General features: G+C 44.3%; 23 protein-coding genes and 1 other annotated feature. Of the genes, 15 read left to right on the forward strand and 8 right to left on the reverse strand.

Annotated elements, in window-relative coordinates; genetic code table 11:
- Positions 1–98 precede the first annotated feature (98 nt).
- Both arcA and OCU90_RS26085 read right to left on the reverse strand, forming a co-directional pair.
- Positions 99–815 carry a two-component system response regulator ArcA gene (arcA, locus tag OCU90_RS02485; protein WP_004741534.1) on the reverse strand — a complete coding sequence of 239 codons (717 nt, stop codon included), beginning with the start codon at positions 813–815 and terminating at the stop codon, positions 99–101.
- Positions 816–1187: 372 nt separating this feature from the next.
- On the reverse strand, positions 1188–1346 hold the full coding sequence (locus tag OCU90_RS26085) for a hypothetical protein (RefSeq protein ID WP_004734992.1): 159 nt from the start codon (positions 1344–1346) through the stop codon (positions 1188–1190).
- A gap of 47 nt (positions 1347–1393) precedes the next feature.
- On the opposite strand from OCU90_RS26085, the gene OCU90_RS02490 reads away from it, so the two are divergent.
- The gene (locus OCU90_RS02490; RefSeq protein WP_004734993.1) at positions 1394–1879 is read left to right on the forward strand and encodes a putative 4-hydroxy-4-methyl-2-oxoglutarate aldolase; all 486 of its coding nucleotides are present in this window, start codon (positions 1394–1396) and stop codon (positions 1877–1879) included.
- 29 nt (positions 1880–1908) lie between these two features.
- Here OCU90_RS02490 and OCU90_RS02495 read toward each other — a convergent pair whose 3' ends face one another.
- A complete protein-coding gene (locus OCU90_RS02495) occupies positions 1909–2385 on the reverse strand; it encodes a DUF7840 domain-containing protein (RefSeq protein WP_017077706.1) in 477 nt (158 codons plus the stop codon).
- 316 nt (positions 2386–2701) lie between these two features.
- Positions 2702–2820: a sequence feature (Thr leader region), on the forward strand.
- Positions 2821–2849: 29 nt separating this feature from the next.
- Here OCU90_RS02495 and thrA point away from each other — a divergent pair.
- Genes thrA through thrC form a run of 3 tightly spaced genes read left to right on the forward strand, consistent with a single transcriptional unit; the run spans position 2850 to position 7563 of the window.
- Positions 2850–5309 carry a bifunctional aspartate kinase/homoserine dehydrogenase I gene (gene thrA, locus OCU90_RS02500; protein ID WP_061024542.1) on the forward strand — a complete coding sequence of 820 codons (2460 nt, stop codon included), beginning with the start codon at positions 2850–2852 and terminating at the stop codon, positions 5307–5309.
- A 17-nt stretch (positions 5310–5326) separates the two neighbouring features.
- Complete coding sequence (gene thrB, locus OCU90_RS02505; protein ID WP_004734996.1) at positions 5327–6283, forward strand: homoserine kinase; 957 nt, start codon at positions 5327–5329, stop codon at positions 6281–6283.
- Positions 6280–7563: a threonine synthase gene (gene thrC / locus OCU90_RS02510; RefSeq protein WP_004734997.1), complete on the forward strand. Its 1284-nt coding sequence runs from the start codon at positions 6280–6282 to the stop codon at positions 7561–7563. The genes thrB and thrC overlap by 4 nt, the downstream gene beginning before the upstream one ends.
- A 78-nt stretch (positions 7564–7641) precedes the next feature.
- On the opposite strand, the gene grcA is transcribed toward thrC, so the two are convergent.
- Positions 7642–8019 (reverse strand): autonomous glycyl radical cofactor GrcA, encoded by a 378-nt coding sequence (grcA, locus tag OCU90_RS02515; RefSeq protein WP_004734998.1) that lies wholly within the window; start codon positions 8017–8019, stop codon positions 7642–7644.
- Between the two features lie 326 nt (positions 8020–8345).
- Between grcA and nfo the strand changes: the two genes are divergently transcribed.
- The 4 genes from nfo to OCU90_RS02535 all read left to right on the forward strand — a co-directional run bounded on the left by nfo (position 8346) and on the right by OCU90_RS02535 (position 10988).
- Entirely contained in the window at positions 8346–9254 is a 909-nt protein-coding gene (nfo, locus tag OCU90_RS02520) for a deoxyribonuclease IV (RefSeq protein ID WP_061024544.1), read from the forward strand.
- A gap of 106 nt (positions 9255–9360) precedes the next feature.
- A complete protein-coding gene (locus OCU90_RS02525) occupies positions 9361–9489 on the forward strand; it encodes a hypothetical protein (RefSeq protein ID WP_017072853.1) in 129 nt (42 codons plus the stop codon).
- Positions 9490–9669: 180 nt separating this feature from the next.
- On the forward strand, positions 9670–10350 hold the full coding sequence (gene ung, locus OCU90_RS02530; RefSeq protein ID WP_061024546.1) for a uracil-DNA glycosylase: 681 nt from the start codon (positions 9670–9672) through the stop codon (positions 10348–10350).
- 86 nt (positions 10351–10436) lie between these two features.
- Positions 10437–10988 (forward strand): hemerythrin domain-containing protein, encoded by a 552-nt coding sequence (locus OCU90_RS02535; RefSeq protein WP_004735001.1) that lies wholly within the window; start codon positions 10437–10439, stop codon positions 10986–10988.
- A gap of 150 nt (positions 10989–11138) precedes the next feature.
- On the opposite strand, the gene OCU90_RS02540 is transcribed toward OCU90_RS02535, so the two are convergent.
- The gene (locus tag OCU90_RS02540; RefSeq protein ID WP_004735002.1) at positions 11139–11327 is read right to left on the reverse strand and encodes a DUF3545 family protein; all 189 of its coding nucleotides are present in this window, start codon (positions 11325–11327) and stop codon (positions 11139–11141) included.
- 712 nt (positions 11328–12039) lie between these two features.
- Here OCU90_RS02540 and OCU90_RS02545 point away from each other — a divergent pair.
- Both OCU90_RS02545 and yaaA read left to right on the forward strand, forming a co-directional pair.
- On the forward strand, positions 12040–13470 hold the full coding sequence (locus OCU90_RS02545; RefSeq protein ID WP_017084788.1) for an alanine/glycine:cation symporter family protein: 1431 nt from the start codon (positions 12040–12042) through the stop codon (positions 13468–13470).
- A gap of 313 nt (positions 13471–13783) precedes the next feature.
- A complete protein-coding gene (gene yaaA / locus OCU90_RS02550; protein WP_017084789.1) occupies positions 13784–14560 on the forward strand; it encodes a peroxide stress protein YaaA in 777 nt (258 codons plus the stop codon).
- Between the two features lie 198 nt (positions 14561–14758).
- On the opposite strand, the gene srmB is transcribed toward yaaA, so the two are convergent.
- Together srmB and OCU90_RS02560 are read right to left on the reverse strand one after the other, a co-directional pair.
- Positions 14759–16024 carry an ATP-dependent RNA helicase SrmB gene (gene srmB / locus OCU90_RS02555; protein ID WP_004735005.1) on the reverse strand — a complete coding sequence of 422 codons (1266 nt, stop codon included), beginning with the start codon at positions 16022–16024 and terminating at the stop codon, positions 14759–14761.
- A gap of 107 nt (positions 16025–16131) precedes the next feature.
- Positions 16132–16860 (reverse strand): tRNA1(Val) (adenine(37)-N6)-methyltransferase, encoded by a 729-nt coding sequence (locus OCU90_RS02560; protein ID WP_004735006.1) that lies wholly within the window; start codon positions 16858–16860, stop codon positions 16132–16134.
- 314 nt (positions 16861–17174) lie between these two features.
- Between OCU90_RS02560 and brnQ the strand changes: the two genes are divergently transcribed.
- Positions 17175–18488 carry a branched-chain amino acid transport system II carrier protein gene (gene brnQ, locus OCU90_RS02565; RefSeq protein WP_017077715.1) on the forward strand — a complete coding sequence of 438 codons (1314 nt, stop codon included), beginning with the start codon at positions 17175–17177 and terminating at the stop codon, positions 18486–18488.
- 161 nt (positions 18489–18649) lie between these two features.
- Here the strand turns inward: brnQ and fldB are convergent, their stop codons facing one another.
- Complete coding sequence (gene fldB / locus OCU90_RS02570) at positions 18650–19171, reverse strand: flavodoxin FldB (RefSeq protein ID WP_004735008.1); 522 nt, start codon at positions 19169–19171, stop codon at positions 18650–18652.
- Positions 19172–19321: 150 nt separating this feature from the next.
- On the opposite strand from fldB, the gene xerD reads away from it, so the two are divergent.
- The 4 genes from xerD to prfB all read left to right on the forward strand — a co-directional run bounded on the left by xerD (position 19322) and on the right by prfB (position 24208).
- Positions 19322–20236 carry a site-specific tyrosine recombinase XerD gene (gene xerD, locus OCU90_RS02575; RefSeq protein WP_004735009.1) on the forward strand — a complete coding sequence of 305 codons (915 nt, stop codon included), beginning with the start codon at positions 19322–19324 and terminating at the stop codon, positions 20234–20236.
- 26 nt (positions 20237–20262) lie between these two features.
- Positions 20263–21042 (forward strand): thioredoxin fold domain-containing protein, encoded by a 780-nt coding sequence (locus OCU90_RS02580; protein WP_004735010.1) that lies wholly within the window; start codon positions 20263–20265, stop codon positions 21040–21042.
- A gap of 79 nt (positions 21043–21121) precedes the next feature.
- Positions 21122–22858 carry a single-stranded-DNA-specific exonuclease RecJ gene (gene recJ, locus OCU90_RS02585; RefSeq protein ID WP_017087527.1) on the forward strand — a complete coding sequence of 579 codons (1737 nt, stop codon included), beginning with the start codon at positions 21122–21124 and terminating at the stop codon, positions 22856–22858.
- 251 nt (positions 22859–23109) lie between these two features.
- Positions 23110–24208, forward strand: a protein-coding gene (gene prfB, locus OCU90_RS02590) for a peptide chain release factor 2 (RefSeq protein ID WP_099426155.1) whose coding sequence is annotated in 2 segments (ribosomal slippage) — positions 23110–23184 and positions 23186–24208 — 1098 coding nt in all. Because the reading frame shifts where the segments join, the coding sequence is not laid out codon by codon here.
- Positions 24209–24269: the final 61 nt, after the last annotated feature.

Consider the following 24269-nt stretch of genomic DNA (forward strand, 5'->3'; position numbering starts at 1 on the left):
AGTACTATTGGTTTATAAGTACTATCAGTTTATAAGTACTAACGGTTTAGAACAGCTAACCGACGACAAGAACTAAACGGCCCGAAGCGCGAATCGAATTAGTCTTCTAGGTCACCACAAAAGCGGTAGCCTTCACCGTGAATCGTTGCGATGATTTCTGGCGTACCAGAAACAGACTCAAAGTGTTTACGAATACGACGGATTGTTACGTCTACAGTACGATCGTGTGGCTTAAGCTCACGGCCAGTCATCTTCTTAAGAAGGTCTGCACGTGTTTGGATCTTACCTGGGTTCTCACAGAAGTGAAGTAGAGCGCGGAACTCTGAACGAGGTAGCTTGTAGCCTTCGCCATCTGGGCTAACCAGAGAACGACTGTTGATGTCTAGTACCCAACCATTGAACTCGTACTTCTCAACGCTACGCTTTTCTTCTTGAACAGAGCTTGTGCTCATTGAACGGTTCAGAAGGTTGCGTGCACGGATAGTCAGTTCACGAGGGTTGAAAGGCTTAGTGATGTAGTCATCAGCGCCGATCTCTAGGCCAAGGATCTTATCAACTTCATTATCACGACCCGTTAAGAACATAAGCGCTACATTTGCTTGCTCACGTAGTTCACGCGCAAGTAGTAGGCCATTCTTACCAGGAAGGTTGATGTCCATAATTACAAGGTTAACTTGGTTGTCAGATAGCACTTGGTGCATCTCTTCACCGTCGCTAGCCTCAAAAACAGCATATCCCTCTGCTTCAAAAATACTCTTTAGAGTGTTACGAGTTACTTGCTCATCTTCAACGATAAGAATCTGCGGGGTTTGCATTTGGCGGTACCTAAATTTGTGACGAAACTGTGCTAATAGAATAAATTCTAGGCAAAAACATAACATACAGGTAATGTATTTTTGATGATAACTTAAAGTTTTCAAAAAAACACTTACTTCCAGCTATCTGCCTTCCTTGAAGTATTGCCCAATAACGTAGATCCAGTACGCCTTTCAATCATTCTGTTAGTGATTGCAGTGGATTCTATAATGTTAACAGCATGCTAACAACGCGAGAATGTTAATTCCATTCACTTTGTTGATTTACATCAATTGCCGTATCGCAACAAACTTTAATAGTATGGCTACAACTTAACCAATGTTATGGTGATTATTTAGCAGCAAAACTAGAATGATTATTCGAGATAGTTCTCACATCTCGCTTGCTAAAGACCAGATTTTGAACCAAGGAAGCTGAAAGCTGTCCTTAGAGTCTAGTAGATAAATATGCGCAATCAACTCTAATTCAATATTAAATTGAGCATAGAACAATGAAAACAAAGGATTAATTCTAACAACATATAAAAGCATAGAGGCACACCCGCATTAGACGGCAACGCCTTACTCACGGAGGATATATGCACGATATAACACCTGATTTGTGTGACGAGTTTGAAAGCAAAGTCACCCAACTGAACATGCCATTGCAGAACTTCGGTCAACGTGGCGCGTTCTGGGGAAAAATTGTAACAGTTCGTTGTTATCACGATAATTCCAAGGTTCGCGAGGTTTTAGAGACTGACGGAAGTGGCAAAGTGCTCGTCGTAGACGGTAATGGTTCGTGTCAGAAAGCATTGCTTGGTGATCAATTGGCGATTCTAGCTATAGAAAACGGTTGGGAAGGCGTCATTGTGAATGGTGCGGTTCGTGATGTAGCGATGATGGCGCAGATGGATCTTGGTATTCAAGCGCTTGGGGCATCACCATTCAAAACTGAGAAGCACGGTGTTGGGCAAGTTAATGTCACGCTCACGGTACACAATCAACTGATTCAGCCTGGTGACTATATATATGCTGATTGGAATGGTGTGTTAATTTCAACGGAATTGTTGATTGAATCTTAACGGGCTTATCAATCAAGAAGTGAGATAGATTAGAAACGAAATCCTAATCCCACTTCAACACCTTGCTGCCACTCTTCATAATCAAGGGTGGCATGCAAATCTAGATTGTCGGTCAGTTGTACTCGGCTTGAAACCTCAGCGGCGACTGACTTTTCACTGTCCTCGGTTTCATCTTTATAAGTGTGCAGAGAACTGTTGAAAGAGACTCTCTCTGAGAATTGATAGCTGACACCACTCAAGAATCCACTCTCATATTTTAGTGAATCACTATTAATACGTGTACCGACATAAAGATCTACATCGGCAAACAGACTGTAAGAATAGCCACTATCGACTTTCCAAGTGTCAAAGCTTTCACTTGATGCATTTTGTGTGGAGATAAAAAACTTATGGGCAGAACGATCGATTTGACTGGGTAGCAAAGGCAAGTTGTTTAACAGAGGTAGGCTGTTCGCTGAACAAACAACAGGCATAGCAAAGGCTAAAAGAATAAGTAATCTCTTCACTTCCCACTCCTGATGTCATTATTATTGTTCTTCGAACGTTATCGTTCAATTAAAGCACAAGATCTGTACGTTCGCTGCACAATCGATATAGCATTTTGTTATGGCTATATATGCAATTGGTTAACTTTGTTGTTCTGATATCAAACCCAACCTTTGAATTGTAGGCTTATAGCCGCCGTTTTATCCCTGAAATGGCGGTTTGCTCTGAAAAATGGTGTGAATGTAAAAAAAACGCAACTTTTCATTGACGTGTAGTAGTAAAAATTGATACACGTAGAGTAAAGCACAAGCAGAGAATTTGATATGCAGCACGTAAGCCACCTAGTAATGACCACCACCATTATTATTACCGACATTCACATTGTTGGGGCAGGCTGCTAAGTAACGGATTTTAAAAAAAAGGCCTGTATCCAACAAGATACAGGCCTTTTTTTGTACCATTTTTATGACTTATGGAGAAAGGGATGCGCGTTTTAAAGTTTGGAGGTTCATCATTAGCTGATGCAGATCGTTTTTTACGAGCAGCAGATATCATCGCTAATAATGCCCAGCAAGAAGAGCTAGCCGTTGTACTATCGGCTCCAGGAAAAACAACCAATAAGCTGGTTGCTGTTATTGAAGCAGCACTAAAAAATGGTGAAGCAGACGTACAGATCACCGAGATCGAATCATCATTCGCAGCATTGTTTGCAGAGATTCAAGCTGTATTGCCGTCAGTCGATGGCTCTGCATTTCAAGAGCAGGTCGATACCTCTCTTGCTCAACTTAAGCAGTTCGTGAATGGTATTAACCTACTGGGTATGTGCCCAAATCACGTAAATGCTCGCATCATCAGTAAAGGTGAGCGAATTTCAATCCAGTTGATGAAAGCGGTACTTGAAGCGAAAGGCCAGCCAGCAAGCCTGATTGACCCAGTTCAATACCTCTATGCTAAAGGTGACCACCTTGAAGCGATGGTTGATGTGGATATTTCTACACAGAATTTCCGTCAATCGCCGCTTCCACAAGGTCACGTGAACATCATGCCGGGCTTTACGGCTGGTAATGAAAAAGGTGAGCTAGTAACGCTTGGTCGCAATGGCTCTGATTATTCAGCAGCGGTTCTAGCGGCATGTCTACGCGCTGATTGTTGTGAGATCTGGACAGATGTCGATGGTGTTTACAACTGTGACCCGCGTTTAGTGGATGATGCTCGTCTTCTTAAATCGCTAAGCTATCAAGAAGCGATGGAGCTTTCTTACTTCGGCGCTTCGGTTCTACATCCGAAGACTATCGCTCCTATCGCGCAATTCCATATTCCTTGCCTAATCAAAAACAGCTTCAACCCACAGGGTGCAGGTACTTTGATCGGCCAAGACACTGGCGAAGATAACCTAGCAATCAAAGGCATCACTACGCTAAGTGACCTAACGATGGTTAACGTATCAGGCCCAGGTATGAAGGGCATGGTTGGTATGGCGAGTCGTGTATTCGGCGCGATGTCTTCTGCCGGCGTTTCTATCGTCCTTATTACTCAATCTTCTTCAGAGTACAGCATCAGCTTCTGTATTGAATCTGCTGATAAAGTGAAAGCGAAGCAAGTGCTATCAGATGCGTTTGAACTTGAGCTGAAAGATGGCCTATTAGAGCCTGTTGAGTTCATGGACGATGTCGCGATTGTTACGCTAGTGGGTGACGGTATGCGCACTTCACGTGGCGTGGCGTCTCAATTCTTCTCTTCTTTAGCTGAAGTGAACGTCAACATCGTTGCTATCGCGCAAGGTTCTTCTGAACGTGCGATCTCTGCGGTTATCCCTGAAGACAAAATCTCTGAAGCGATCAAAGCGTGTCACGAGAACCTATTTAACTCTAAGCACTTCCTTGACGTATTCGTTGTTGGTGTTGGTGGTGTTGGTGGTGAGCTTGTTGACCAGATCCAACGTCAACAAGGCAAACTGGCAGAAAAAGGCATCGTGATTCGCGTATGTGGTTTAGCAAACAGCAAAGGCTTGTTGCTAGATAGCGATGGCCTACCGCTAGAGCAGTGGCGTGATCGCATGTCGAGCGCGACAGAAGAGTTTAGCTTAGCGCGCTTAAATGCACTTGTTCAACGTAACCACATTATCAATCCAGTCTTGGTTGACTGTACGTCTAGCGAAGGCATTGCGGCGCAATACGCTGATTTCCTAGCGGCTGGTTTCCACGTGGTAACACCAAATAAGAAAGCAAATACAGCGAGTATGGCTTACTACCATCAGCTTCGTGAAGTTGCACGTAATTCACGTCGTAAGTTGATGTACGAGACAACAGTAGGCGCAGGTCTACCGGTCATCGAAAACCTACAGAACCTTATCTCTGCGGGTGATGAACTTGAGAAATTCAACGGCATTCTTTCTGGTTCACTGTCTTACATCTTCGGTAAGCTTGATGAAGGTATGACACTGAGCCAAGCAACCAATATTGCAAAAGATAACGGCTTTACTGAACCGGATCCTCGTGATGATTTATCAGGTATGGATGTGGCGCGTAAACTGCTTATTCTCGCTCGAGAAGCAGGCATGGCACTTGAGCTTGAAGATGTTGAAGTTGACCAAGCATTGCCACCGGGTTTTGATGATTCAGGCACGGTTGAAGAGTTTATGGCTCGCTTGCCAGAAGCGGATGCTTACTTCCAAGAACAGTCAGCGATCGCAGCAGAAGAAGGCAAAGTACTTCGTTATGTTGGTGAAATCGCCGATGGTAAGTGTAAAGTTCGTATCGCAGCTGTTGATGGCGACGACCCAATGTTCAAGATTAAAGATGGTGAGAACGCATTAGCATTCTACAGCCGTTACTACCAACCGATCCCTCTAGTATTGCGTGGTTACGGTGCGGGTACTGAAGTTACAGCAGCAGGCGTATTCTCTGATGTGATGCGTACTCTTGGTTGGAAATTAGGAGTTTAGGAATGAGTTCAAGTGATATGGATGTTGTTGTTTATGCGCCTGCATCAATCGGCAATGTCAGTGTAGGGTTTGATGTGCTGGGGGCCGCTGTGTCTCCAGTGGATGGCACGCTGCTCGGTGACCGAGTAATGGTTAAAGCAGGTGATGAATCATTCTCACTAAAAACAGCAGGCAGTTTTGTTTCTAAGCTGCCAACTGAAACCAAAGAAAACATTGTCTACGACTGCTGGGTTGTGTTCTCTCGAGAGCTTGATAAAAAAGGCGTTGCGGTTAAGCCTTTGGAAATGACACTAGAAAAGAACATGCCTATTGGTTCTGGTTTAGGTTCAAGTGCTTGTTCAATTGTCGCGGCACTGGATGCTTTAAACCGTTTTCATGGTCAGCCACTGAATGAAACTGAACTGCTTGCTCTGATGGGCGAAATGGAAGGTAAAATTTCAGGCGGTATCCACTACGATAACGTTGCACCCTGTTACCTTGGTGGTGTGCAATTAATGCTGGAAGAGCTAGGTATCATTAGTCAAGAGGTACCATGTTTTGATGACTGGTACTGGGTAATGGCGTATCCGGGCATTAAGGTTTCAACGGCAGAAGCTCGCGAGATTCTACCTTCTCAATATCGTCGCCAGGATGTGATTGCTCATGGTCGCCATTTAGCGGGTTTCATCCATGCTTGCCACTCTGGTCAGCCAGAGCTAGCCGCTAAGATGATCAAAGACGTGATTGCTGAACCATATCGTGAGAAACTGCTTCCAGGGTTTGCTGATGCGCGTAAATACGCAACCTCAGCTGGAGCGCTTGCTACTGGGATCTCCGGTAGTGGCCCAACTCTATTTAGCATTTGCAAAGAACAAGATGTCGCCGAGCGTGTTGCACGCTGGTTAGAACAAAATTATGTACAAAACGAAGAAGGATTCGTCCACGTTTGTCGCTTAGATAAGCAAGGTTCGATCGTTACAGGAAGTGAGTTATGAAGCTGTACAACATCAAAGAAAATGACGAGCAAGTCTCTTTTGGCCAAGCCGTTCGTCAAGGTCTAGGCCGCAATCAAGGTCTATTTTTCCCATCTGAACTGCCAAAGTTTGATGACATCGATGCGCTGCTAGCAGAGGACTTTGTCCCTCGTAGTTCAAAGATTCTCTCGGCTTTAATAGGCGATGAGCTACCAAAAGAACAGGTTGCTCAATTGGTGGATGCGGCGTTCCAGTTCCCTGCACCTATCAAGCAAGTAAAAGACGGTGTTTACGCGCTTGAGCTTTTCCACGGCCCAACACTCGCGTTTAAAGATTTTGGTGGCCGCTTTATGGCTCAATCTTTAGCGGCTGTTTCAGATGGTGGTCAAATCACTATTTTAACGGCAACATCAGGTGATACTGGTGCGGCGGTTGCGCACGCTTTCTACGGTATGGAAGACATTAATGTTGTGATCCTTTACCCGAAAGGCAAGATCAGCCCACTGCAAGAGAAGCTGTTTTGTACGCTAGGTAAGAACATCCATACTGTGGCGATCGATGGCGACTTTGATGCGTGTCAGGCGCTAGTGAAAGATGCATTTGACGATGCTGAGCTGCGTAAAGAGATCGGTCTTAACTCGGCAAACTCAATCAACATCAGCCGTTTGATGGCTCAGATCTGTTACTACTTTGAAGCGGCTTCTCAGCTGACTAAAGAGCAACGTGAAAACCTTGTTATCTCAGTACCAAGTGGTAACTTTGGTAACCTTACAGCAGGTCTACTTGCTAAAGCACTAGGCTTACCTGTGAAGCGTTTCATTGCTGCAACCAACGAAAATGACACGGTTCCTCGTTACCTAGAAACAGGACAATGGGATCCAAAACCAACGGTAGCAACAACATCGAACGCGATGGACGTAAGCCAACCAAACAACTGGCCACGTATCGAAGAGCTTTGCCAACTGAAAGGTTGGGGCTTAGATACACTAGGCAAAGGTAAAGTATCTGACGAGCAGAGCGCTGAGTCAGTACGTGACCTAAAAGCACAGGGTTACCTATGTGAACCACATGGTGCGATTGCTTACCGTCTACTGGAAGAGCAACTGCAAGAGAACGAGACAGGCCTGTTCTTGTGTACTGCACACCCAGCGAAATTCAAAGAAGTGGTTGATGATATTTTAGGTACGGATATTGAACTGCCAGGCCCGCTAGCAAAACACGCGGCGATGGAGTTGTTATCTGAAGATCTTGATAATGATTTTGAAGCGCTAAAAGTAGTGCTTCGTCGAGTTCAACCGTAACGTACATCTGTATTGTTGAACAAATAAAAACGGCGCTCAATGAGCGCCGTTTTTGTATTCTAATTCAAGCTCTAAAAATTATAGAGACTCGGTGAACGTACGTGCGATAACGTCACGTTGTTGTTCAGTCGTTAGAGAGTTGAAACGTACAGCGTAACCCGATACACGGATAGTTAGCTGTGGGTAGTTCTCTGGGTTAGCAACTGCATCTTCTAACGTTTCACGCTTAAGAACGTTAACGTTTAGATGTTGACCGCCTTCGATGCGTGGTGCTGCTTCGATTGCAACTTCACGGCTTTCGTAGTCGCCTAGGTCTGCAGCTGAGATAACTTGGTCAGCTTCGAAACCTGCAGTAGCAACAACACAACGAGCTTCATTCTTTTCGTTGTCTAGTAGCCAGATTGAGTTTAGTAGGTCATCGTTTGCTGCTTTAGTAATTTGAATACCTTGGATCATAACTATCTCCTAGTCCACTGAATGTGGTTTGATTATGGTGTTAACTTTCGATTTTTGTTGAGCTGGGTAATATATACCTAATATCTGTAAGGTTAACATTAATTTAAGTCAAAAAACAACCAAAAACCATATTTTTACAAAGGTGATTATATTGAGGTAAATCAATAAAACCTTTGAAAACAAAGTAATTACAAAATATTTTAAAGTATAAAAAATATTTAACAGTCTTATTTGTTGTAAGTTTACTACATTTGTTGTGTTTTTATTGAACTACAAACGATACGACCCTTTATTTATTAAGCATTCTGAAAGTGTAAAGTGATTTAATGACAAACAATAATTCATCCTCAAAACCTCAAACCAATATTAAGTTTATTGGTGCTCATGTGTCTGCTGCTGGTGGTGTTGATCAGGCGCCAATGCGCGCAAGAGAGATCGGTGCCAATGCTTTTGCGCTGTTTACCAAAAACCAAAGACAGTGGGCAGCAAAGCCGCTGGAAGCTAAAACCATTAGTGCGTTTAAAGCCAATTGCAAAATGTTGGGCTTTAGTGCTGAGAATATTCTTCCTCATGACTCCTACCTAATTAACCTAGGAGCACCAGAAGAAGAGAAGCTAGAGAAATCACGCGCGGCTTTTATTGATGAAATGGAGCGTTGTAATCAACTTGGACTCACGCTTTTGAATTTTCATCCTGGGAGTCATTTGAAGAAAATCTCAGAAAGCGAATGTTTGGCCAAGATAGCTGAATCGATCAACCTAGCTCATCAAGCGGTGCCTGATGTAATTGCAGTGATTGAGAATACCTCAGGGCAGGGGACTAATCTGGGTTGGAGGTTTGAGCACCTAGCAGAGATCATCGACCAAGTAGAAGATAAGTCGCGTGTCGGTGTGTGTTTAGATACTTGCCATACGTTTACGGCCGGTTATGACTTACGAACAAAAGAAGCGTGTGAGCATACTTTTGCTGAGTTCGAGCGCATTGTGGGTATGCACTATCTAAGAGCAATGCACATCAATGATTCAAAAGCTGAGTTTGCGAGCCGAGTCGATCGACATCATTCTTTAGGAAAAGGCGAAATTGGCTGGGATTGTTTTGAGTATATTGCCTCTGATTCTCGCTTTAATGGTATTCCTCTTATCTTGGAAACCATTGATTCGACGATCTGGAAAGAGGAAATTCAACAACTTAGAATGTTTCATCGCTCAGCAACGCTAGCGAGCGAAGAAGCGTAATAATAAAGGGGGAGATTTATTTCTGTCTATTTCTAATAATTGGCACCTTTCTTTCATAGTATTAAAGTGAATATGTAGTTCACGATGTCTTAGAGGAGGTGCCTTTATGTATTCAATCACCCAAACTTCAACTTCAACTTCAACTTCAACTGTTGCTGTCGCCAGCCGTTTACCAACACCAAACCGTCACGTGCATAGTCATGGCCACCATCGTACACAGCAGAAAAGTGGTTAATCGAGATAAACACAACTTGAACTGATTATTATGATTCATCAACAAGTGAACCCTACACATCATGTTTATTGATAGCTGTATGAGGTATAACTAGAGCCTTATTCAGGACAGTTAGCCGATACAGCTATTTTTTTGTCTGGCGAAAGCCGCTAGAAACCTTGATGATTGGGAAGTAAAACGATGAGCGCACCAAAGAGTTGGGAATCCATTATTAATGATGAACGTGACAAAGAGTACTTTCAGAGTGTTCTCGCTTTTGTCGAACAGCAACGTAATAGTGGGAAAACCATCTACCCTCCTCAAGAGCAAGTGTTCAGTGCTTTCGATATGACGCCTTTTGAGTCTGTACGCGTGGTTATCCTTGGGCAAGACCCTTATCACGGTGCCAACCAAGCTCACGGCTTAGCATTCTCTGTGCTGCCTGGCGTTAAAATTCCACCGTCTCTACGTAATATGTACAAAGAACTCGTACAAGATATAGACGGCTTTGAGATCCCTAGCCATGGCTACCTCGACACTTGGGCATCTCAAGGGGTGTTAATGTTGAATACGGTACTAACCGTAGAAGAGGCAAAAGCACACTCACATGCCAAGTGTGGTTGGGAAACCTTTACCGATACCATCATTGCTGAGCTGAATCAGCGTTCTGAGCCGATCATCTTCTTACTGTGGGGCGCGCATGCCCAGAAGAAAGGCCAAGCCATTGATGCAGACAAACATCATGTGTTGGTTGCACCTCATCCATCACCATTATCAGCACGCCGTGGTTTCTTCGGTTGTCAGCATTTTTCAACAACCAATAAGCTGCTTTCTTCTATGGATCAACAACCTATAGATTGGCGATTATCAACAGAGCTGTAGCTTGGTGGTTTTCTGAGCAGGGTCAAATCATAAATGAGCATCTTCGTATACACTTGTAAATAGTAGGTGTAATGGAGTGCAATACTATGATGATTGAAAGGATAAGACGAGAGCATGGCTATATGGCTCGCTTGCTCGCGATACTCAACAATAAGTTAGAGCATCTAAAACAAGAGCGAGAAATAAACTATAGCTTGATCGCAGAGGTGGTTCATTATCTCATGAACCATTCAGATAAGGTGCATCACCCGAAAGAAGACGTTATTTATCGTTACTACCTCAAGCAATACGGCAGCGATCAAATGATTGAAGACTTGGAGCTGGAACATCAATTGCTTTCTGAGAAAACAGCGGACTTTTTAGGTGTGGTCGATATGATCCTCCAAGATGCGGTTGTTCCTCAGCAAGTCTTTATTGAGCAACTTGAAGCCTTTGTTAAAGCTCAACGAAAGCACATGGAGTATGAAGAGAAGCATGTGTTACCGATGATTGTGAAGGCATTCACGGTCAAAGATTGGCAAGAAGTAGAGTCTCAATGGCTTCAACCGGAAGACGACCCTGTCTTTGGAGAGACAATTGCCGATCAGTACCGCCAACTCGCGGCTCGTGTTCGACAGAATGAGCAAGAGTGCGTTTAGCCCGTTGTCGTATTGAAACGCTGCTATTATTAGGCGCTCTCTATTAAGACGCTCGCTTTCAAATTGTGCTCTAAATCGAAGAGTGGTTTCATACAATAAAAAAGGCACCTACATAGGTGCCTTTTGCTATCTGATTTCTTGTCGTGCAGATTAAAGCTTTATATCATCAAGGCTAAAATCGAGACCGAGATTCATCTCTCTGAGCTCTTTCTCAAGCTGTCTACGATCGTTGATTGCCTCGATTTCACGCCATTTACGCTTGAGTGGTTTCGAGCGAGTTTTTTGAGTTGCACGAGGCATTTCTAGTTCTGATAGTTCATCGAATTGAAAGCTATCCATAAGCCATATCTCCTTCCGTGGGAATCGTTCTTACGAACCATTAAATATCATATTTAGGTTCACAATAACCTTGATTTGTTTCTCATTTGTTTCAAATCTATGAAGGTTTTGTTCTGTTTTCTTATGCGTGCTCACACATTGTGGGGATTTTTATGTATAAAAAACAAGCAAACAAACCTAAGTAAACGATTAAATTAGGGGTTAGGGAATGTTAATTCATTGTGCTAATGGAATGGTATTTTTACTACACTGCATTTAAGTGCGTATTGCGCCGTGCGGTAGCGGGTTCTCATTGCCCTAGAAAAAAATACAGATCTTCACTATACCTTGTAAAACCTAGGCTGACGTCATCTTTATAGGATGTCGTTCTTGTTTTGGTGGTGCCTTGGTTGTTGTTGATATTATGTCCCGATAATGTGACTTTTATTGGGCTGTATTGTTGAAAATTGTGTTAACAAAAGGTGTGTTATTAGTGAAATGTCATTTTAATATAAGTGTATTTGCATATTGATTTTTAGGCCGTCTCGCTGCATTATCCGCCCGTCAAAAAATACACTGATACGTAAAATGGATGCATGAAGCGACATTTACAATCTAGATCGCAACAAATAAATATAAATCTAATGCCGACACAACTATTGACACTGGCATAGGTGATCTAGAGGAAGGCTCGGAAGCAAGATCGGTGCTTAAACTCAATTACGAGGTTCACGTGACAGACTTAATCAATTTGATGAACGATCTCCTTTGGGGATCTATCTTAGTTTACTTACTCGTTGGTGTGGGTATCTACTTCACTGTACGACTAGGCTTCATTCAATTCCGCCATTTCGGCCACATGTTCTCTGTTCTTAGAAACAGCCGTAAAGCAGACAGTGCTGGTATCTCTTCTTTCCAAGCTCTTTGTACTAGTCTTGCTGCTCGTGTAGGTACAGGTAACATGGCAGGTGTTGCTGTGGCACTAACCGCCGGTGGCCCTGGTGCTATCTTCTGGATGTGGCTAATCGCCATGCTAGGTATGGCAACATCATTTGCTGAAAGCACACTAGCACAGCTATACAAAACGCGTGATAACGACGGTAACTACCGTGGCGGCCCTGCATACTACATGGAGAAAGGCCTAGGTATGCGTTGGATGGGGGTTCTATTCTCTATCTTCCTAATCATCGCATTTGGTCTAGTATTCAATGCGGTTCAAGCGAACGCGATTGCAAGTGCAATGAACACGGCATTCGACTTTGAGCGTGGCTACGTTGGTGTTGGTATCGTAATTATCTCTGCATTCGTTATCTTCGGTGGTATCCGTAAGATTGCCCGCACTGCAGAAATCATTGTTCCAATCATGGCACTGGCTTACTTAGCTATCGCTATCTACGTAATGCTAATGAACATTGAGAAAGTGCCTGAAGTTCTGGCTCTTATCTTCAAGAGTGCATTCGGTCTGCAAGAAGCAGCAGCGGGTGGCCTAGGTTACGCGATCGCACAAGCGATGATTAACGGCATCAAACGTGGTTTGTTCTCGAACGAAGCGGGTATGGGTTCTGCGCCAAACGCAGCAGCTTCTGCTACGCCTTACCCACCACACCCAGCATCACAAGGTTATGTGCAAATGCTAGGCGTGTTCATGGACACAATTGTTATCTGTTCTGCAACAGTAGCAATCATCCTGATGTCTGGTGAGTATGTACCGCACGGTGAAGTAACGGGTATCGAACTAACGCAACGTGCACTAACGGCACAAGTAGGCGAATGGGGTGGCATCTTTGTAGCGGTAGCGATTTTCTTCTTCGCTTTCACTTCAATCATTGCAAACTACTCGTACGCTGAAACGAACCTTATCTTCCTAGAGCACAACAACAAGAAGGGCCTAGTGCTGTTCCGTATCGTTGTACTGGGTATGGTTATGTTCGGTTCTCTCGCGACACTGCCAACGGTATGGGCATTGGCTGACGTATCGATGGGCCTAATGGCGATTGTGAACTTGGTAGCGATTATCTTGCTATCGGGTATCGTGATTAAGCTAGCGAAAGACTACAACCGTCAATTAGACGCGGGTAAAGTACCAACGTTCGATGCGGATGATTTCCCAGAGCTTAAAGCTCAATTGGAAGATGGTATTTGGGTTAACAACAAGAAGAAGTAATCTTGTTGGAGTGATTCATCACTCATCCTAAAATCATTAGAAAGGCTAAGGTTTCGACCTTAGCCTTTTTCTTTGCCTGCGATTTCTATCTGTTTACAATTTCTATCTGCCTGCAGTTTTTCTTGGTGAGTGATTTTTGCTTTGTCTGCGATCTTTTCTTTGCAAGCGATCTTTTCTTTGTTAACGATTCTTCTTTGTAAGCGACTTATAGCTAGATCTGTCTATCAAAGTAATAGGAAGAGTCATAAAGACAAGTTGATGTTTTTTCTATACTCTAGCTGCATCCAGTTAGATAACCGATTAGGGTAAAGTTATGTTAGTTGTCGTTTCTCCAGCCAAGACATTAGATTACGAATCACCATTAGCGACTGAGCGCTTCAGCCAGCCAGAGTTTGTTGAACACTCTGCAGAGCTTATTGAAGAGTGCCGCAAGCTGACACCTGCTGATGTTTCAGCTCTGATGAAAGTAAGCGATAAGATTGCTGGGCTGAACGTAGCGCGCTTTGAGCAGTGGAGCGAGACCTTTACCCAAGACAATGCACGTCAAGCAATCCTAGCCTTTAAGGGCGATGTGTACACTGGCCTAGATGCTGAAACACTGTCGGACGATGATTTTGACTACGCACAGAATCACCTGCGTATGCTTTCTGGGTTATATGGCTTGCTTAAGCCGTTAGATCTGATGCAGCCTTACCGCCTAGAGATGGGCACACGCTTAGCTAATGAGCGTGGCACTAACTTGTACCAGTTCTGGGGCAATATCATCACTGATAAGCTGAATGAAGCGTTGAATGCTCAAGGCGATAATGTATTGATCAACCTTGCATCGAACGAATACTTTAAAGCGGTGAAGCCGAAGAGCCTTGATGGTCAAATCATCACGCCAGTTTTTAAAGACTGTAAGAATGGCCAATACAAGGTGATCAGTTTTTACGCGAAAAAAGCGCGTGGGATGATGGCTCGCTACATCATTGAGAACAAAATTGATTCCGTTGAAGCGCTGACCAAATTTGATACCGCGGGTTACTACTTCGTTGAAGAAGAGTCGAACGCGAAAGAGCTCGTCTTCAAGCGTGAAGAGCAAAACTAGTAGCTCTTGGTTAATTTGTCACTCTTGTTAATTAGTTACTCTTGTTAATTAGTTACTCTCGGTTTGAGTCGGTAATTAAAATTAGAGGCCTAGTTATTTAGCCTAATAACGAGCCAGACAATAATAAACTAGACAAAGAAAAGCCCCATGCAGATAACTGCATGGGGCTTTTTATTGAATCATTGAAAGGCGGTTAGATTACTTGTTCTTAACGGCTTTCTTTTTCTTAGCGATTTTCTTTTTCTTAGCAATTTTTTGCTTCGCTACCGCTTTCTTGTCTTCTTTCTTCGGTTTCTTCTTCTTCGTTACCGCGGCTTTCTTATGCGTTGGGCGCATGCCTTCGATGAAGCGTTCTTTGATCGCATCTTCAGTGTAACGAGCCACACGTTCAATCATTAGCTGATCGTGCGCTTCAATGATAGAAACCGCGTTACCTTTTTTACCTGCACGAGCCGTACGGCCGATACGGTGAAGGTAGACATCTGCTGTACGCGGCATGTCGTAGTTAATAACGTGGCTCACATCTGGAAGATCGATACCACGAGCTGCGACGTCAGTTGCCAGCAGTACGTTGATAGAACCATCGCGGAAACGAGAAATCGCGTTGTTACGACGATCTTGAGGCATTTCACCTTGAATCCACACACATGGAATCTGTGCACTTTCTAGTTGAGCTCGTAGCTCACCTAGGCGATCACGCGTCTTCAAGAAGATGATGCTGCGTTCAGCTTGCTCTGTGATGATATGTTTTAGGATATTAAGCTTGTGCTTAGCTGAATCGGCGCGGTGATACCATTGAGTGATCTTCTTACGTTCACGCAGTGATGATTTAGCATCGATCTCTGCTGGGTTTTTCAGTAGATCTTCAGTGAAACCTTCAATGCCTTTACCTTCTAGTGTTGCTGAGAAAAGTAAAGTTTGTTTACGCCAGCGACACTCTGCAGACAGACGGTCAACAACAGGGCCAAAGCCCATGTCTAGCATACGGTCTGCTTCATCCAGAACTAACCATTCAATCGCACGACAGTCAAAACGCTCACCTTCAATGTATTCCATCAGACGACCGGGTGTTGCCACCACGATATCTTGGGTTGTACTTAAGATGTCAGCGTGCTCTTGGTACATCACACCGCCCGTGATCGTAAAGATGTTCAGGCTGGTGTATTTAGCAAGCTCACGTGCTTGTTCGGTGATCTGCATTGCTAGTTCACGCGTTGGCGTTAGGATAAGCATACGTGCAGGGCCAGATTTCTTACGTGGGAAATCCAGTAGGTATTGCAGTGCTGGCAATACAAATGATGCTGTTTTACCAGTACCTGTTGGCGCAGAAGCCAAAACGTCTCTTCCATCTAACGCTTGCGGGATTGCTTCAGCTTGTATCTGTGTTGGGCGTTCGTAGCCCATTTCGTCAATTGCTTTAAGCAGCTCTTGGTTTAGATCGAGTTCTGCAAAGGTTCTGATCACTGTTGTTTCTCCACAAGCAATAAATGTTTCTGCCTCAAAAAGCAGACGATAAAAAAGAGTAGTCGGACATTATAGAAGCATTAGTGATTAGGATCACATGGTATTTGCTACATCTTGAGATAAAAATCTTTAGTAAGGGCAATAAATGCCTCGCTATAACCGCCATCATGATGGATCGTAAGCGATTCACGCTGCAAATCTTGCTCACAAACAGGATCTTTAGATAATTCAAACAGAACTCGAATTGCCGGTTTTCTGTCTGTTGTTTTCACATCAAGGCGCTTTGCTAGGTACCAACCACATTGTTGGGCAAGCTTGATGAAGCCTTCTCCCTCGGTCGTCGGCAGTATAAAACTGGCGGTGGCGGCATCCGTCGTTATCTCGAAACAACGCTGAGCAAGCTCAAGGTGATCCAAGCTGTTGGTGTGCCTCGCGGTGGCTCTTTGGCTTTGCTGTGCCTGCTCTCCAGAGTTGAAGTAGGGAGGATTGCAAATTATTGCATCAAATCGTTGCGAGAAATCCGTGGTTAACACGCTGCCATGATGAAGGGAGATGCGATCTTGCCAAGGCGACTGCTCAATATTGACTGTGGCAGCATCAATGGCGTGCTGATCAATATCTATCGCAGAGATTGAAGCATCCTCAAAACGCTGCGCAGCCATCAAGGCCAACAGACCTGTTCCTGTTCCAATATCGAGTACACATGATCTTTGTGGCAGGCTTACCCACGCGCCAAGTAACACGCCATCGGTACTGACGGGCATGCCGCTTTGTCCTCCGTAAATAGAGAATTTTTTGAAATTGAAGCTTTTGGTTTCGGTTTTTTTGTCTTTCATGAATGTTCTGGATATCGATATATTTTAAGTGGTTAGCTCTAATGTTAATTAATTGTATAGCTCAATGTTCTATTTGAGAATTCATTGTTGTTAATTATGGTTAGTTTATAATTATGGCAATATTTCCATATCCAGTGGAATCCACTGCTTTTGGTTCTCAAATGCAAATTTATATGGTGTTTTTTTGTGGTGACTTGCAGCTAGCCAAGTGTTTCGTCATTATGCGCGACTATTTTATAGATTGATTGGCAGCTTCTAGCTGTAACATTCACGTAAGCACAACATAAATTCATAAATATAATTAAGGATTATCTGTGAAACAGAGTCTAAAACTAACAGATATAATGGCATTGGGCTTTATGCTTTTTGCGTTTTTCTTAGGTGCGGGTAACATCATCTTCCCACCTCTTGCTGGCCAATTAGCTGGTGACCACTTTCTTCCAGCGATGTCTGGTTTCCTGCTGACCGCCGTTGGTCTGCCGTTGATCACTATCGTCGCAGTTGCAGTGGCTGGTGGCTCTTGGGGTCATCTAACGAAAGATCTTCCAAAGCGAGCTGCAACTATCATGGCTGTGCTGATCTTTATCATCATCGGTCCTGCATTTGCTGCGCCACGTACCGGCCTTGTTGCTTATGAGATGGCGGTGAAACCGTTCTTCATCGATGCCTCTCAAGCTCACCTCACTCTTTTTTCGATTGCATTTTTTGTGGTAGCGATGTTCTTCTCATGGTCGCAAGGTAAGCTTATCGACGTAATCGGCAAGGTACTGACACCTGCACTATTTGTTGGTTTGGTTGTACTGGCAGTTGCTGTGTTCGTTAACCCACAAGGCGACATTCTTGCGGCTCATGGTGAGTACATTACTCAGCCACTGACCAAAGGTTTCCTTGAAGGCTACAACACCATGGATACGTTTGCTTCGTTGATGTTTGGTATGCTGATCGTTGATGCGATTCGCAGCAAGGGCATTACTGATCGTGCAGCGACGACTAAGTACCTTATCAGCGCAGGTTGTATTGCCGCGGCTGGTCTAGCATTTGTTTACATCTCTTTGTTCTTCTTGGGCGCAACAAGCGCAACAGTCGCAGCGGGTGCGGACAATGGCGGTGCTATCTTAAGCCTTTACGTTCAGTCACTGTTTGGCCCATCAGGTCAGCTAGTGCTTTCAGTGATCGTATTACTGGCGTGTCTAACAACGGCGATTGGCCTTGTTTCAGCATGTTCTGATTACTTCAGCTCGCTAACGCCTTTGTCTTACAAGACTTGGGTAATCATCAACGGTGTAGCTTGTGCAACCGTAGCGAACGTTGGCCTTTCTCAACTGATTTCTCTGTCTGTTCCAGTACTGTTTGCATTGTATCCAGTCGCTATCGCGTTGGTTGCTCTGACGTTCTTGCGTAGCCGTTTCCCTAATCCAAAAGCCGCTTACCGTGTGGTTGTATTAGTGTCTCTACTGTTTGCTCTTATTGATGGCGCTAAAGTAGCGGGTGTCGATGTGTCTGCACTTAAGATGCTGCCATTGTTCGAGATCGGTATGGGTTGGTTACTTCCAACTGCTGCAGCAATCATCTGCATGTTCTTTGTTGGTAAAGCAACAGAACAAGAGATGGCTGAAGAGACCGTTTAATCTTCCGTTGAGATTAGATTGTCCTTCGAGATGAAATAGAAAAGGCCTCATTACTTCGCAGTAATGAGGCCTTATTGTATCTAATCGATGATGTTCTTTCTGCCTGAAGCTTTTAGTTCTTAGCCCTTAGCTCTTAGTTCTGAACTCTAAGGAAGCAGAACTTATAGCTTTTCGCTGTACTCGACGAGGACTTGTTCAACCCAAGTTGCGATACGTTCGTCGCTGAGTTCGTACTGTGAATCTTCATCGAGAGCCAAACCAACAAACTGAGACTTGTCTTCTGTTAATGCTTTAGATGCTTCGAATTCGTAGCTGTCATCGTTTGGCCAGAAGCCGACAAACTCAGCGCCTGCGGTTTTCAATTCATCATGCAATAGACCCATCGCATCTAGGAACCATTCACCGTAGCCCTCTTGGTCACCTAGACCAAACAGAGCAACCACCTTACCTTTCATTGGCGTTGTTGCGATGTCTTCCCACAACTCATTCCAGTCTTCTTGAATTTCACCGAAATCCCACGTTGAGATACCAAGCAGTAAAAGGTCGTAGTCCGCCATAAAAGAAAGAGGGGTTTCTTTCACGTTATGGATATCAACTAGGTCTTCACCAATAATGCCGCGAATTTTCTCTGCTGCCATTTCGGTATAGCAGGTGGTTGAGCCGTAAAATAATCCAATTTTCATAGCAAACGTTCGATTTTAATTTCAGATGGCGAATTCTAACCATAAATCGACTTCGATTGCAGCGATTATCCGCTCAAGTCGTAATTTTTATGGCATTCATATTTGCTCTGACATACTCTCAAAATAGTTTCCAATATTGTGAGTAACACTATGCAGTCGCCTCAAGGGCAGAGCGCAGACCACGGTCTCGTTGAGCAGTTTTTAGATGCTATGTGGATGGAGAGGGGGTTATCGGAGAATACGCTTGTCTCATATCGTACCGACTTGTCCAAGCTTCTAACGTGGATGGAAAAGAACAATTACCGCCTCGACTTTATTAGCCTTTCAGGGCTACAGGATTATCAAGGCTGGTTAGCCGACGCCGATTTTAAGCAGACTTCCCGTGCTCGCATGTTGTCGGCGATTCGTCGCTTGTTCCAATACTTGCACCGCGAGAAAGTGAGAGGCGATGATCCGAGTGCATTGTTGATCAGCCCTAAGCTGCCACAGCGCTTGCCAAAAGATTTGAGTGAAGAGCAAGTTAATGCACTGCTAGAGGCTCCTGATCCCAATGACCCTATTGAGCTTCGCGATAAAGCGATGCTTGAGTTATTATATGCAACTGGTCTTCGTGTGACCGAGTTAGTCAGTTTGACGATGGAAAATATCAGCCTAAGACAAGGCGTGGTGCGTGTTATTGGTAAAGGCGGTAAAGAGCGCTTGGTGCCAATGGGCGAAAATGCCGTGGACTGGATTGAGACTTTTATTGAACAAGGTCGGCCACAACTGCTCGGCGAAAACAGTTCTGATGTGGTTTTTCCGAGTAAACGCGCCAAGCAAATGACCCGTCAGACGTTCTGGTATCGTATTAAGCATTACTCGGTTGTTGCTGGTATAGACACAGAGCTATTGTCACCACACGTGTTAAGACACGCTTTTGCGACTCATTTACTGAACTATGGCGCAGATCTCAGGGTCGTACAGATGTTGCTTGGGCATAGTGACTTATCGACAACCCAAATTTATACTCACGTGGCGACCGAAAGGCTGAAGCAAATTCACGCGCAGCATCACCCACGTGCTTAAACCCATTTATTTTTAAGGTGAACTTAATGAGCGTATTACGCCGTCTTCCTCTATTAGTGCTTCCTCTCATGATTACTGCATGTAATGCATCAGAAGCGAAAGTAGAACAAACATCAACAGCCGTAGAAGTTGCTCCAGCTCAAGTTATTGATACAGCAGCGTTAACTAAGCGTTTTGAAAAAATCGGTATCAAGGTAGAGAAGATTGTTCCTTCAGACATTGATGGCCTATTAGAGATTCAAACTAACAGTGGCATTATCTTTTCTTCTCCAGAGGGCGATCACTTTCTAGCCGGCACTCTTTACTCTCTGGATGATAACGGCAAATTCAGTGACGTTTTGGCTGAGCGTCAAGCTCCACTTAATGCTGAAAAGGTCGCGGCGATGTCGGATACGGTTATCGAATATAAAGCCGATAACGAAAAGTATGTTGTGACGGTATTTACTGACATTACCTGTGGCTACTGTGTTCGTCTGCACAGCCAAATGCAAGGCTATAACGATCTAGGTATTACCGTTCGTTACATGGCTTACCCACGCCAAGGTGCGACAGGACAAGTTGCCGATCAAATGGCGGCAATCTGGGCTTCAGATGATCCAAAAACAGCCATGCACGATGCTAAAGTAAACCGTCAAATGCCAGCGTCTGGTAAAGACCTAGCAGAGCAGAAACAGATCATCGCCAAACAATACCAATTGGGTCGTGAGCTTGGCATCAATGGCACACCTGCTATCGTACTAGCAAGCGGTGAGTTGGTGAGTGGTTACTTACCGCCAGCACAACTTCTTCAACGTTTAGAGCAATAATATCGTTTCTGTATTGCCAATTTATCCCCCATGTTTTTGATTTAAGGAGTGGCCTGATTAATATCAGGCCCATTTTTATATGATAGAGATCCAACGCCGTCCTGAGGTCGACACTTCAGTCTTACCTGCTCACTTACCTGACTTGTTAAAGCGCATTTATGTGAGTCGCGGAATCGACAGTGCTGACCAACTAGAGACAGCAGCGAAAGGCTTGCACTCTTATCAAAAACTGGGTGGCATTGATGCTGCGGTTGAATTGTTGTTCAAAGCCATTCAGCAGCAAAAACGCATCATCATTGTTGGTGACTTTGATGCCGATGGCGCAACCAGTTCGGCGTTGTCTGTACTTGCTCTGCGTATGTTGGGCAGCTCTAACGTTGATTATCTAGTACCAAACCGTTTTGAAGATGGTTATGGCTTGAGCCCTGAGGTTGTCGAACAGGCGATCGAACTTGGTGCTGAAGTGATCATGACCGTGGACAACGGTGTCTCTTCGATTGACGGTGTCCGTTTCGCTAAAGAGAAAGGGCTAGACGTTCTGGTTACTGATCATCACTTACCGGGCAATGAACTGCCAATCGCCGATGCGATGGTCAATCCGAACCTAGAAAGCTGTGCATTTCCTTCAAAAGCGCTAGCGGGTGTTGGCGTCGCCTTTTATCTGATGATGGCGTTGTGTGTTCACATGCGTAAGTTGGGCTGGTTTGCTCAACACGGTATGACAGAGCCCAAGTTGATGGAACTGATTGACCTAGTGGCACTGGGTACTGTTGCGGATGTGGTTCCACTTGATGAAAATAACCGAATCTTGGTGCACCAAGGGCTACAACGCATTCGTGCGGGCAAAGCTCGTCCGGGTATTCAAGCCTTGATTGAAATTGCTAAGCGAGATGCTAAGCGATTAGTTGCCTCCGATTTTGGTTTTGCGCTTGGTCCACGTATCAATGCGGCTGGCCGATTGGATGACATGTCTTTTGGTGTTGAGCTGCTAATGAGTAACAACATTCATGCCGCGCGTCGAATGGCCAGCGAGTTAGATGGCTTGAACCAAACACGTAAAGAGATCGAAGAGGGCATGAAACAAGAAGCGATGGCTTTTTGTGAGCGCCTTGAATTTGGTAAAGACGATTTGCCTTCTGGTTTGGCGCTGTTTCAACGTGATTGGCACCAAGGCGTCATCGGTATTCTCGCTTCGCGTATCAAAGACAAATATCACCGCCCAGTGATCGCATTTGCTGATGGTGGTGAAGGCAGCATCAAGGGTTCATGTCGTTCGATTCCAGGTTTGCACATGCGCGATGCGCTAGACAGAATCGATACTCAAAACCCTGGCTTGATCTTGAAGTTTGGTGGTCACGCAATGGCGGCTGGCTTAACCATTATGGAAAAAGACTTCGAGCGATTCAGCAAGATGTTTGATGACGTTGTGCGTAAAGAACTCGGTGAGACGGCACTTAAGGGCATTATCTTGTCTGATGGTGAACTGTTACCTGAAGAGTTCTCAATGCATACCGCTGAGACGTTGCGTTCAGGTGGTCCGTGGGGCCAAGCTTTCCCAGAACCCATCTTTGATGGTGAGTTTAAAGTGCTGCATCAAAAACTGGTAGGTGAAAAACACCTTAAATTGATGCTAGAACCTCTATACAAAGGCCACCCAACCAATGTGATGATTGATGGTATTGCTTTCAATGTTGATTTACGTCGTTGGCCTGATGCGTCAGTGAAAACGGTTCATCTTGCATTTAAGCTGGATATCAACGAGTTTCGTGGCAACCAATCGTTGCAGTTGATGGTTGACCATATTGAAGCCAAATAGTTGAAGCCAAATAGCGTTATCGTTCACTGAATGATGTTCATCATTTAGCCCCAAATTCAACAAGCTCTGTTCAAAAACAGGGCTTGTTTTCTTTCTTTCCCTTACAAATTTCACGTGTTTTTTCTGTCTGTCAATTTTATATTCCATTAAGTTGTTGAATCTTGGCTTTCCGCTCTAAAAAATTCTGTATCTCCGTCACACTTTTGAGTACAATTCTTCGGTTAAATTCTACTCATAAATGATGAGCTAAAATGTTTGAAATCAATCCTATTAAAAACCGTCTGCAGGATGTGTCTGAACGCACAAATATCCTGAGGGGGTATCTTTGACTATGACGCTAGAAAAGAGCGTCTAGAAGAAGTAAACGCAGAATTAGAACAACCGGATGTATGGAACGAACCTGAGCGTGCTCAAGCGCTAGGTAAAGAACGTTCTGCATTGGAAGCAGTAGTAGAAACGATCGACCAACTTGACCAAGGTGTTGAGGATGTTGAGGGTCTATTAGAGCTTGCGGTTGAAGAAGAAGACCAAGAAACGTTTGACGAAATCGAACCTGAATTAGCAGAGCTAGAAGCTAAGCTAGAAAAACTGGAATTCCGTCGTATGTTTGCTGGCGATCACGACGCATCAGATTGCTACATCGATTTACAGTCAGGCTCGGGCGGTACAGAAGCTCAAGATTGGACTTCAATGATGTTGCGTATGTACTTACGTTGGGCAGATTCGAAAGGCTTCAAGACCGAAGTGATCGAAGTGTCTGATGGTGATGTTGCTGGCCTTAAAGGCGCAACGGTACGTATTTCTGGTGAATACGCTTATGGTTGGTTACGTACAGAGACAGGTGTTCACCGTCTAGTTCGTAAGTCACCATTTGATTCAAGTGGCCGTCGTCATACTTCATTTGCATCTGCGTTTATCTACCCAGAGATTGATGACAACATTACGATCGATATTAATCCTTCTGACTTACGTATTGACGTATACCGTGCCTCTGGTGCTGGTGGTCAACACGTAAACACCACGGAATCGGCGGTACGTATTACTCACGTTCCAACCAACACCGTGGTTCAATGTCAGAATGACCGTTCGCAGCATAAGAACAAAGACCAAGCGATGAAGCAGCTACGTGCTAAGCTTTTTGAACTTGAGATTCAAAAACAAAATGCTGAAAAACAAGCGAGCGAAGAAACGAAATCAGACATCGGTTGGGGCAGTCAAATCCGCTCTTACGTACTGGATGATTCTCGTATCAAAGATTTGCGCACCGGCATCGAAAATCGCAATACTCAAGCGGTTCTTGACGGTGACTTAGACAAGTTTATTGAAGCTAGCCTGAAATCAGGTCTGTAAGCTTTACCAACTATTAAGCTTTACCAATAATATTGGTAAAAATGCCTATATTTTCAAAAAT

This window comes from Vibrio splendidus (assembly GCF_024347615.1).
GTDB classification, from domain to species: domain Bacteria; phylum Pseudomonadota; class Gammaproteobacteria; order Enterobacterales; family Vibrionaceae; genus Vibrio; species Vibrio splendidus.

What these genes read in the sequence shown, in the direction of transcription:
- arcA (WP_004741534.1), bottom strand. Translation starts at nt 815, where the DNA reads ATGCAAACCCCGCAGATTCTTATCGTTGAAGATGAGCAAGTAACTCGT.
- OCU90_RS26085 (WP_004734992.1), bottom strand. Translation starts at nt 1,346, where the DNA reads ATGCTTTTATATGTTGTTAGAATTAATCCTTTGTTTTCATTGTTCTAT.
- OCU90_RS02490 (WP_004734993.1), top strand. Translation starts at nt 1,394, where the DNA reads ATGCACGATATAACACCTGATTTGTGTGACGAGTTTGAAAGCAAAGTC.
- thrA (WP_061024542.1), top strand. Translation starts at nt 2,850, where the DNA reads ATGCGCGTTTTAAAGTTTGGAGGTTCATCATTAGCTGATGCAGATCGT.
- thrB (WP_004734996.1), top strand. Translation starts at nt 5,327, where the DNA reads ATGGATGTTGTTGTTTATGCGCCTGCATCAATCGGCAATGTCAGTGTA.
- thrC (WP_004734997.1), top strand. Translation starts at nt 6,280, where the DNA reads ATGAAGCTGTACAACATCAAAGAAAATGACGAGCAAGTCTCTTTTGGC.
- grcA (WP_004734998.1), bottom strand. Translation starts at nt 8,019, where the DNA reads ATGATCCAAGGTATTCAAATTACTAAAGCAGCAAACGATGACCTACTA.
- nfo (WP_061024544.1), top strand. Translation starts at nt 8,346, where the DNA reads ATGACAAACAATAATTCATCCTCAAAACCTCAAACCAATATTAAGTTT.
- OCU90_RS02525 (WP_017072853.1), top strand. Translation starts at nt 9,361, where the DNA reads ATGTATTCAATCACCCAAACTTCAACTTCAACTTCAACTTCAACTGTT.
- ung (WP_061024546.1), top strand. Translation starts at nt 9,670, where the DNA reads ATGAGCGCACCAAAGAGTTGGGAATCCATTATTAATGATGAACGTGAC.
- OCU90_RS02535 (WP_004735001.1), top strand. Translation starts at nt 10,437, where the DNA reads ATGATGATTGAAAGGATAAGACGAGAGCATGGCTATATGGCTCGCTTG.
- OCU90_RS02540 (WP_004735002.1), bottom strand. Translation starts at nt 11,327, where the DNA reads ATGGATAGCTTTCAATTCGATGAACTATCAGAACTAGAAATGCCTCGT.
- yaaA (WP_017084789.1), top strand. Translation starts at nt 13,784, where the DNA reads ATGTTAGTTGTCGTTTCTCCAGCCAAGACATTAGATTACGAATCACCA.
- OCU90_RS02560 (WP_004735006.1), bottom strand. Translation starts at nt 16,860, where the DNA reads ATGAAAGACAAAAAAACCGAAACCAAAAGCTTCAATTTCAAAAAATTC.
- fldB (WP_004735008.1), bottom strand. Translation starts at nt 19,171, where the DNA reads ATGAAAATTGGATTATTTTACGGCTCAACCACCTGCTATACCGAAATG.
- xerD (WP_004735009.1), top strand. Translation starts at nt 19,322, where the DNA reads ATGCAGTCGCCTCAAGGGCAGAGCGCAGACCACGGTCTCGTTGAGCAG.
- OCU90_RS02580 (WP_004735010.1), top strand. Translation starts at nt 20,263, where the DNA reads ATGAGCGTATTACGCCGTCTTCCTCTATTAGTGCTTCCTCTCATGATT.
- recJ (WP_017087527.1), top strand. Translation starts at nt 21,122, where the DNA reads ATGATAGAGATCCAACGCCGTCCTGAGGTCGACACTTCAGTCTTACCT.